Origin of the sequence: Nocardia sp. NPDC058497, assembly GCF_042720195.1 — a bacterium.
Lineage (GTDB): Bacteria > Actinomycetota > Actinomycetes > Mycobacteriales > Mycobacteriaceae > Nocardia.
The window spans coordinates 12,183-23,124 of record NZ_JBHXMY010000028.1 but is presented as its reverse complement, the minus strand read 5'-3'; the positions used below and the strand labels follow the sequence as shown (position 1 = coordinate 23,124).

The 10,942-nt window shown below is 69.2% G+C and carries 1 protein-coding gene; it reads right to left on the bottom strand.

The window, feature by feature from the left end; translation table 11 throughout:
• Window positions 1-48 precede the first annotated feature (48 nt).
• Window positions 49-10,794 (bottom strand): hypothetical protein, encoded by a 10,746-nt coding sequence (locus ACFWPJ_RS03815; protein WP_378846761.1) that lies wholly within the window; start codon window positions 10,792-10,794, stop codon window positions 49-51.
• Window positions 10,795-10,942 lie beyond the last annotated feature (148 nt).

Below are 10,942 nucleotides of genomic sequence, written 5' to 3'. Positions count from 1 at the left end.
GGCCCCCCGGGGGGGCGTGCCCGCCCCGCGTATCCGGGCCTGGGTCACTCACGGCTCGTTGAAGAGCGCGCGCCAACGAGCGATATCGGCGGCCCGCCCGCGGATCTCGTCGCGGATCTGCTCGTGCACCGCGGCGAGCTTGTCCAGAGTGAGGCGTTCGTGCTTGTCGATGCGGCCGTCGCGGAACCAGTCGTAGACCTTCGCGATCTTCTCGTCGTCGGCGTCGGTGAGGTCGGCGCCGAGCAGGCGGGCGTGGTCGCGGCTGGGTCCGGGGACGGCGTCCGCCGGCACGGCCGGCAGGGGCGACCGGTCGGCGAGGTCGTCGGCGCCCACTTCGCGCAGGAAGTCGAGGGCATCGCGCGGATGGACCGGCGGGTCGTCGCCGATCGCGCGCGGGTCGGTGTCCGGGTTGTAGACCAGGTCTTCGGCGTAGGGGTCGATCTTCGCCAGTGCCCGTACGTAATCGGCGAGCGGACCGGTGAGATCGTCCAGATCGCCGCGCGCGGCCCGGTTCGACAGGGCCTCGGCCAGCGCGGCGGCGTCCAGCGGCAGCCCACCGCGGGCCAACCCGAGATGCGGTGCGAGCGCGTCGCGCGCGTCGTCGACGGCGGTCGGGTCGAGTGCGCGCAGGAGCTTCGCGTACTCGGTGAGGTCCTTGGCCCGCTGACGGTGCAGTTCCACGCGGGTCGCGGGATCGGCGAGGCGGTCGGCGACCAGCTGCGGGCTGAGGTCGCCCGCGTCGACACCGAACCGCAGTGCCAGCGCGCTGCGTGCGTTGTGCAGCGCGTTGAAGTTGTCGACCGCGTCGACGCTGAGCGCGTAGTCGATCAGACCCTCGAGCTGCCTGGCCCGTACCTGATTGGCCCGGTCCAGTTCGGCGAGGAGATCGTGCAGCTGCTCGGGCGACAGGTTCGACGGATCCTCGATCCCGAGTCGCCGCGCCACTTCCGCGACCTCGGCACGTACCTCGGCCAGCGAACGCGGCTCCGGGACAGCCTCATCCGCGACGGCGGGCAGGTTCGTCTCCGGCGCAATGTGCCGGGCGGGCACCTCGACCAGCCGCCACGGACCGGTGCCGTCGCGAACCATGGTCGCGTCGACGGTGCGACCGTCCAGCTCACCACGCAGGTGGCGCACATGCGGCGCGTCGACCTCCATGACGCGCACGCGCCCTTGGTCATCGACCCCGACGATCCTGATCTGGATGTCGACCTCACCACGGTTGAGCCGGTCGATGAAGTCCGCGTCGGCCTCGGCGAGCGCCCGCGCCAGCGCGGTTTCGTGTCCCGCCCCGGTGTCGACGATCGCGATCGTGCCACGCTCGGGATCGAGAACGAGCCGGTCACCGGTGTCGCTGTCGGCGAAATCGGCTATCCGCCGGGCGAATTCATCGAGCACCCCGACATTGCCGTCGAGATGATCCCGCAGCTTCGCGATCTCGGCGTCGAGGTTCGTGACCAGCGCCGCGAGATCGGCGCCGGCGAGATGCGCCCAGGTGGACCGTTCATCACGCAGCCCCGCGCGGCGCAGGGCGTCGTCGAAGATCTTGCGCGCGTCCTCGGCGTGGATGGTCTGCGAGCCACCGTCGTCACTCAGCGTGGGCCAGATGTCGACCCATTCGCCGCCGTTGTTCACTCCGCGCCAATTCAGCATGTCGGAGCTGAACCGGCCGCCCCTGGCCGCGACGACTTCCTTGAGGTAGGCGCCCAGCGGATCCTTGCTGAAGAAATCGGCGGGCCGGAACGGAATATCCGCGTGTTCGGCGTTGAAGAACCGCGCCGCGGCCTCCAGCGCCTGGATCACACCGTCGCGGCGCAACAACCGGTACTTCGCCTCGGCGAGCGCGGTGCGCAGACCCTCTTCGCTGAAATCGGTGATCCGCATACCGAGTTCACCGGCGAGCGCGTCGAGCACCGTGGCATCGGCGATGCGCTGGTTGACCGCGTCGACCACGTCCCGCAGCCACGGCGGCAGCGGTTCGGCCGGTTCGGGAGCCTGCTCGGATTCAGCGGGGAGCTGTTGCGACTCACCGGTTTCCGGCAGTTCCGTCGCCTGCCTGGCCGCCAGTTCCTCGGGCGTCAGACTTTCCGGTTCGAGCAGGTGCTCGAGCCCGGCATCGCGCAGTTCCTGTTCGATCTGGCGACGCAGCTCCGGGTCGGCGTCGGAGATCCACGGCTTGTACTCGGAACCGTCGAGATTGCGCAGCGGCAGGAACTCGCCCGCTTGATCGGCGATCCGCGACGACAGGTGCTTGAGAATCGGCACCAGCTCGCGCTTGCGCCACATCTCGACGCCCTCTTTGAGGATGCGCACCGGGTTGAACTTGATCTGCAGCTGGTCGTACTCGCCGCCGGGCGCGTTGGGCGTCGAATCCTTCACTGTAGTCAGTGGCAGCCCGGCGCTGTGTCCGAGCATCGACTGACCGGCACCATCGATACTCGAACCCGACGGATACTTCGGGTTCTCTCCGTAATAGCCACGATTGACGAGGCGATCCCAGAGCTTGCGCAGCCAGTTCTTCTTCGGCGGCACCTCGACCGCGTTGTCCACGGTCGGCCTGAACGGCTTCGGTTCGATGCGCGCGAGGGGTTCGAGATGACAGGCGTCGGGCCCGTCGGTCACCAGCCGTACCAGCATCTTGTCGCCGTCGACGTCCATCGACAGCACGCGGTCGTCGAGCTCGTTGCGCACCATCTGATACAGATGCGCCATATCTCCGGCGTCGCGCGTCATCCCTGAGCGCAACCGGATGATGTCGTCGGCGGCGCGGACGAGACCGGGGTCGGCGGGCAGTCCCAGCCGGGCGGCCCAGCGCCGAGCGATGGCCTCGCGCAGCGCCCGCTGCCGCGGATCGGTGGCGGCCTCGGCGTGCCGGACCGCGGCGGCGAACGCCTCGACCGCACCCGCCCGCAGCAGCTGGCGGTACCGCGCGGCATCGAGGGAACCCGGATCGGTGAGATCCACACCGAACCTGGCGGCCAGGCGATCCATCGCCTGCTGCGCGGGCTCGATCCGCGGACCGCCGGGCTGACGCGCACCGTCTTCCGGCGGCAATATCGAGGACGGCTGCAACGGCGTGGCCTGCGGGTCCGGCTCCGGTTCGGTGCCGAGCGAGGGGCGTGCGTCATCGTCGAGTCCGGCCAGCCGCAGTTCCTCGGCCATCTCGGCCCGCACCTGTCGATCACCCTCGACCCGCCAGTGGTCCAGACCGTCTTGCAACTCGTCGACGTCGAGCGGCTCGTAGTCGTCCGGATACCGCATGGGCTTGCCGAGTTCGGCGTCTGGATCCAGTGCGCTGTCGAGGAATCCGCGCGCCCGCGCCATATCGGCGATCTCGGCGAGCGCACCGAGCGGATCACGCTGGCCGGTGAGCGCGTCACCGAGTCCGAGGGCCTCGGCGAGTCCGCGGACCTGCGCGGCCTGCTCCGGGGTGAGCGGTGGCGTGTCGGCGGTTGCCGAGGGCGGCAGATCGCTCAGTTCCTGCAAGAACTGGTAGGCGTCGTTGAGGAAGTCCCTGCGTTGGTACGCGCGTTCGGGTGCGTCTTCGGCGTCGACACCGTCGGTAACCGACTGATCCGGCGCAGCGTCGCCGAGTACGGCCAGTTCGGCCGGCGCCTTCGGCAGGCCGAAGTCGAACGGCGACGAATTCTTCGACGGTTCTTCGGGTTCCGGGCTCGGCGCCGTCGGAGGACGGGACGGAGGCTTGGACGGCGGGCCGCCGGGTGCGGTGTTCGCCGCGGGCGGATCGCCTGAGTCGTCGCCATCGTCGCGCGAGCTTCCGTCATCGCGCGAACCGTCGGGGCCTGGCGAATCCTGGCCTCGTGCACCGTCCTCGACGGAGGCACCCGCCTCCCCGGCGCTGTCGACGCCGTCGCCAGGCGCACCGTCGCCGCCGTCCGGCTTCGACGCTCCGCCCTGTCGTTCGACCGCCGCGGCGAACCGGGCCGCCATTTCCGCACGGGCGGCATCGAATTCCTGCTGTGCGCGCAGATAGGACTCCAGCGCCTGCGCGTCTGCCAGCGCGTCGGCGTCGAGTTCCTCGGCCCGCACCTGCACGACCTCGGACAACTCGGCGCGCAGCGCGTCGAACTTCTGCTGCGCGGCGAGGAAGGACTCGAGCGCGGCCAGGTCGGCCGCGCGCACGGCGAAGTCGGCCTCGGGTTCGTCGCGCTGGGCGGTGGCCTGCGCGTCCTGGGCGGCCAATTCCTCGAATCGGGAGGCGATCTCGGCCTGCGCGGCCTCGAAATCCCGCTGAGCACGCAGGTAGGACTCCAACGCTGCCAGATCCGCCTCGACACCATCGAGATCACGCAGCGCGTCGTCCAGCGCGGCATCGGCGTGGTCGGCACGGCGCTCGTCGGCTTGGTCGTGCAGCTTGTTCTGGCGTTCGACGGCGTCGTCGATCATCGCCAGTGGATCGACCGGCTCGCCCGGTCCGACCAGATCGTCCAGCGAGGGAATCGGTTCGGCCAGTTCGTCCGCGACCTCGTCCAGCTTGCGCATGGTCTGGTCGAGCTTCGCATCGGCCCGATCGTCGAGGTCGCGGCCGCGTTCGGACGGCACCTCTGGATCGGGTCGGACCGAATCTGGTTGCGATCCAACGGGTCGCGGGCCACCGTTCGGCTCGCCATCCGGCCCGGCGGGCAACCCACGCCGCCCCTCGGGCAGCTCCTCGGGCCGCGAGCCCGGGTGTTCCCTGGCCGGAGCGCCGTCGGCGGGTGGCAGGTCGGCCACCGGCCGGTAGAACTCGTCGGTGAGCGCCTTCAGCTGCTCGAGCTGTTCGGTCCTGAGGCGGATCTCCTCGCGGATGGCCGCGATCTCGGCGGCCAGCTTCTCCGGGCTCAGGCCCTCGTGCTTCTCGATCTTGCCGTCGCGGTAGGCCTCGTAGATCTCGGCGAACTTCGCGTCGTCGGCGGTGGAGACGTCGACTCCGACCAACCGCGCCCAATCGCGATTCGGCTGCGGCCGTGGATCATTCGGTCCGGCCGACTCCTCGGAGCCGTAGGAGCGGGCGACATTGTCGGCGACCTGGGCGGCGAAATCGACCGGGTTGGCGCCGGACTCGGCGGCGCCGACCACATCGCGCAGGCCGTGGATGGCGTCGCGGTCGTAGATGTGCGGGTCGCCGGTGGTGCGCGGGTCGGGCGCTCTGGTGCCCACGGGGTGGTCGGTGTACGGGTCGACGCGCATCAACGCGTCGGCGTAGGTGGCCAGCGCGTTCCGCACGTGGTCGCCCGCGCCGAGCCGGTTCAGCCGGGTGACGAGCTTGCGCAGCTTGGCCGGGTCGATGCCGCTGTCGGCCGGGCCGACCTTCGACCGGCCCGTGACCGGGTCGGTCTTGCTGACTTTCGGCCGCAGCGCCTCCGGATTCCCCGGGCTCAGCGCCTTGATCAGCGCTTCCTGCGCCGCCTTGACCACAGCCTCGTCGACATTGCGCAGTTGCTGGGAGTACCCGGCGGTCTTGCTCGGGTCACGCTGCTGCCCGTCGAGCAGATCCTCGAACTGCTGCTGACGCTTACCGCGCCGCTGCTTCGGATCCACCAGCGCCTCGGCGATCCGCCTCGGCGTGAGTTCGCCCTCCGGGATGCCGAGCCGCGAAGCCAGCTGACCACGCGCGTCGCCGATCAGGTGGAACGTCTCGATGTCGGCCATCGTGCGGGCGTAGTCGGACAGCGCCTCGGTCTGCCCGGCGCGTACCGCGTTGTCCAGGTGGAGCGCGCGGATGGTGGCATCGATGTTGTCCGGGTGCAGCGCGGCCGGGCCGAGGTTCAGTTCCCGTGCCAGGTCGACGATCTCGCGCACCATGTCGGCGCGATCGCGCGGAGCGGGCGGCGGTTCCGGCGTCGGCTGGACCGGCCGCCACTGGCCGTCCTCGCCGCGCATCATCGTCACCTGCAGTTCGGCGCCGTCTACCGTGCGGCGGATGTGCTGCACCTCCGGTGTCGCCACCGGGTCGAGGAACTGCCTGCCCGCGCCGTCGGCGTGCACCGCGCGGAAGTCGGGCCGAAGGACCCCGTTGTCGATGTCGAGCGCGAGCTCCGGGTTGTCGCGCAGCGCGCGAGCCAGCGCCTCCTCGCGGTCGAGCGGCCCGTCCACCACGAGCAGCCGGTCCGGCCCGCCGTCGGCATCGGGCACCCGCGCGACCTGGTCACCGTAGGACTTGCCGACCGGTTCGGCGCTGTCTCCCTGCAGGATCGGCTGCGCGGCGGCGATGAAATCGGCCAGGTTCCGCGCCCGCTGCCGCGCCGCGTCACGCAGCTCGTTGAGCGTCGGATCCATCCGGTCGCCCGACAGATCGCTCAGGTCGCGGCCGAACATCGCCGCCCAGCCGGACAATTCGTCCCGCAGCTGGTCGCGACGCAGCGCGTGTTCGAAGAACTCGCGCGCCCGCGCCTCGTCGCGGCCCGGTTCCCGATCGTCGGAGAAGCTGGCCCATTCGGGCAGCCGGTCCGCGCCGTTGCCGACCCGGTCGTAGTCGCGCAGCGAGGTGACGCCTTCGAAGGCGACGATCAGGTCCCGCAGGAACCGGCCGAGCGGGTCCTTGTCGAGGAAGCTGACCTCCCGCGAGAACGGCACGGGGCGTGGGGCGCTCGTGTCACCCCAGTGACTCCGCGGCTCGGCGCCGCCCAGCTCGTCGTCGTAGTAGTAGCCGTCATCGTCGTCACGAGGCTCGTCCGACTCGACCTCGCGCAGCCGGTCCGGTCCGTCCAGCGTCCGGTCGTCGGGCGCGGGGGCCGGGTCGGCGGGATGGTCCGCGCGCCGGTACGGGCGGGTCTGTTCCTCGTCGGCGCGGCGGGCCGCGTCGGCCAGGCCCTCGATCGCGCCGATCTCGCGCAGCAGCCGGTGGCTCTGCAGGTCGATCGCCCGGCGTACATCCTGCGGCCCCTCGCCGTCGAGGACGATGCCGAGCCGCTCGGCCATCTCGGTCAGCGTCTCGCCCTCGGGCGGTGGACCCTGCTGCTCCGACTTCGCCTCGGCGGGCGGGATGGGCGTGTCCTCCATCGCCCGCGCCTCGTCGGTGTCGACGAGCCCGTTGAATTCCAGATCGTCGATCAGGTCCTGCCGCAGCCGCGCATCCCGCGCGTTGTCGAAGAGCTCCTTCAGGATGTCGCGCGCCTCGTCGGCCTCCATCCGGTTCGCCCGCAACTCGCTGACCACGGTCTCGCGCACGTCGTTCGGGTCGGCATCGGTGATCCACGGCCGATATTCGGTACCGTCCGGGAAATACACCGGCTGATAGCTCCCGGCGACATCCGCCTGCCTGCCGAGCACCGGACCGAAGATCGGAATGTGCTCGCGGTTGTGATACCAGGTGAGCCCCTCCCTGCCGATCCGCGCCACATTCAGTGCGGGGTCGCCCGGCCCAGGCGCCGGGGCGCCGATCACCGGACCGTCGACAGGCGGCGGCGCGGGCTGCACCGGTGTCGGCGCCGGATCGGAGATCAGCTGCGCCCCACCGGTCACACCGTCGCGAATGGCGGTCTGCCCGCGATGATCGAGACCGGATCCGGACACGTACTTGAGATTGAGCCCCTGATATCCGGCGTTGAGATCATCGACCAGCTTCCGCAGGACATTCCGGTTGTCGACTTCGGGAATATCGGCGTCATTGCGCGCGGGCACATTCTGCGTGGCCTCGTCACCGTCGGTCCGCGCGACCACCCACTGGCCATCGGCCAACTGGATATGCAGCGCGACGACCTCCCCGTTGTCACCGAGTTCGACGCGCACCTCCCGCTGCGTGGTCTCGGGTTCTGGATCAGCGAAATCCGGTTTGCGGTTGTGTGTTTCGGCGTCCTCATCGCCAGCCCAGTCGATCGGCGCCCGATTCCCATCCGGGTCCGCACCGATCGAGTCGTCGACACGTGGTGCACCTTTCCAGGTGACCAACCGTGGTTTGCGGGGCGTGCCATCGGGGTTCGTCTGGCCTTCGAGGTCGGCCCGCCGTTCGTGCTTGCCGTCCTGTACCCCGGCGCCATCCACGTGGTCGGTGTTGTAGCCTTCAGCGCTCTCCGTACCGGCCACCACCCTCGTGCAGTTCGCACAGCAGGGCGCGCCCTTGCCGGTTTCGATGTTCTTCGGAGCGTGCACCAGTGAGGCCATCGCCGCGCGATCCGTGGGCTCACCCTGACTGTCGCGGTAATGGAGCGCAGCGTTTGTCGTGCGCACTTCGGCATGGCGTAGCGGGTCATCGCCGTGCGGGAAAGCACCCTCTTCTCGTTTTCCTGCCCGGAGGTCGTCGAGGCCCTGACCTGTGGCTGCGAGATTCTCCTTCAGCCTTTCGTGCAGGGCGTCCACCGACAGCGCGGAGTCCTTGGTTCCGTTCGCAGCTTCGTACACCATGCCGTTGACGCGATCGATGGTGATGGCGATGACCGGACCGACCGGGTCCTTGCGCTGTTCGGCTCTGGTGAACTCCGCTTTCGCCGTTTCTTGCCGCGCGTTCAATTCCTCGAGCTGCGACTGGATCGATTCGAGCCGGTTGCGCAGCGAAGTCTCTTCTTCCGGCGTAGCCGCTCTGATCTGCCGCTTTATCTCCTTGCGTTCGTTCTGCAGCTCCGTCCTGAGATCCTTGATCGCCTTCAGCTCCGCGCGGGATTTGTCGACCTCGGCGGGTTTCGTCTCCTTGAAGTTGTCGACGACGTCCTGGTAGGCAGGCATCCGCTCATGAGCGATTCTGGCCGCCAGGTCGTCGATGTACTGGCCATCGACCTTGACGATGTTCCCATCAGCGTCCTTGACGATGTCGCCCGTGAGCCGGCCGAGCAGATGAGCGTCAGCGACGGGTCGATCATCGGATCCCGGAATCGCCTCGATCTTCGACATCGCCGGTCGTGTATCGCCCACACCGTCGTGTGGTGGCTGCGTCGCCGCCTCCGGCAGATCAGACTGGTCCGGCGATTCAGTGGGCGGCGGGTCACCGACGTCGTCATCGTCGCCCATGAAGTCCATCGTGTCGTCGTCCGCGCTCCGGTCCAGCGAGTTCGGATCGGTGCCGAAGGGCAACGGCACGTCGGCGAGCACATCGACACCGTCGCGCTGGAGCAGCAGTTCGGTGACGGTTACGGTGCCGTCGGCCGCGGTGTGCACCAGGCGGTACTCCACCTGCAGGGTGCCGTCTTCCATCGCCGAGCGCAGGTCGGCGACGGCGTCGGTGAGCGCGCGACCCTCCGGGCTGTCGGGGTCGATGCCCCGCGCCAGCATCTGCTCGGGCGTCTCGTTGAGGATCAGCGCGAGATTTCGGTCCATGTCCACGGTGCGCCGCAGGTATTCCGGCGAACCCTGTTCCGCCTGTGCGATTTTGGAGCCACCGAGGACCGATCCGACGCCCTTGGCCTCCACGACGAGGAGCGTGGGCGCCGAGTCCGCGTCGGGGCGCGGGACGTATGCGGCGATATCGACGACGCCGGCACCGTCGAAGGCCCCTTCGAAGGGCGTCAACAGCACAGCGCGCGGCCTGGCGTCCGGATCGAGCGCGAAGTCGATCCCCGCTACTTCGCCGAGTTTCTTGGACACCTCGACCATCTCGCGACCGAGGTTGTTGTAATCGGTGGCGGTGTCTTCCAGGTCGCCGAGCAGATCGAGCCTGTCGGCCAGTTCATCCGGACTCAGCGAGGTATCGGCGTGGATTTCCTCTCGCAGCTGCTGGAGCGTCTCGAAAAGGCGTTTGGGCGCGAGTTCATTCGTCTTCTCGATATCGAACTCGGCCATGAGCGTCTTGAGCTCGTCGCGAACGCCGTCGCGTTCGGTCTGCAGTTCGAGGCGCCGCTCGGATGCGGCTTCCAGCTCAGCGGCCCGGTCCGCATCCTTGATCTCGTGGGGCTCCGAGTCGCCCTTCATCGCGTCGTACAGGTAGTCGGCTTTACTCAGGTGGTCATTGACGAAAGCCCCGCCCGGCCCGTGCAGGCCGAACTTCACGTCGCGCTTGGTCCCCGCCGGGTCGTCGACGTGATGCCAGGTCCCATCCAGATCCCGATAACTGTCCAGCCGATCGCCGGGCCTGCGCAACAACCCGTCGTCTCCACGCACCATCCCCGGCGGCACCGGATCATCGGACCCGCGATCCGGGCTCGCGACATCGTCGTCGTCGCCCATGAAATCGGTGTCGGGATACTCGGGCGACACGAGCCGTGGCTCGATGATGTTGCCGTCGCGGGCGGCCCGTTCGATGTCGACGTGGCGGATCGGGTCGACGCGCGGAGCGCCTTCGTCGATGATGTGGCCCGCGGTGCTCTCGGTGCCCTGCACCACCCGGGTGCAGTTGGCGCAGCAGGGCGCTTCGGCGTCGCGGCTGGGCACGTAGGGCGAGTTGAGGATGGAGGCCAGGCCGTCGAAGTCGGTCGGCAGCTGATCGCTGGGGTCGCGCTGCTGGTTGAACAGTTCCCGGTCGTGCAGGGCGGCGTTGGTGCCGCGGATCTCGGCGTGCCCGAGCGGGTTGTCCGTGTGCGGGAAGAACCTCGGGTCGCCGCCGTTGTGGTAGACGTCGGTGGGGTCCTGGTACTGGGAGACGTTGTCGTGCAACGTCGGATGCAGCTCGGACGGGTGGATGCGCTGGTCGGAGGTGCCGTTGGCGGCCTCGTACACGCGACCGGTGAGGCGGTCGATGGTGATGGACGAGACATGGCCGCGCCGGGCGGCGGGCAGCCGGTTGGCCTCGGCCTTCTCCAGTCGCTTGGCGGGCGATTTGCCCGCGTCGGCTTCGGCCTTGTCGGCGGCGATGAAGTTGTCGAGCGCCTCCTTAGCCGCCTTGGCCTCGGCCTTGGCGTCCTTCAGCCCCTCCTCCGCGGCACGCACCAGCTCGTCGCCGTTCTCGGCACCGAGGTCGCGCGCGTTCTGTGCCTCCTTGAGCTTGATGTTGGCATCGCGAACCCCACGGCCCGCCGCGGCCTTCTCGGCTTCCAGCCCCTTCTGCTGGGCATTGTGCTGCTCGTATTCGGCGACC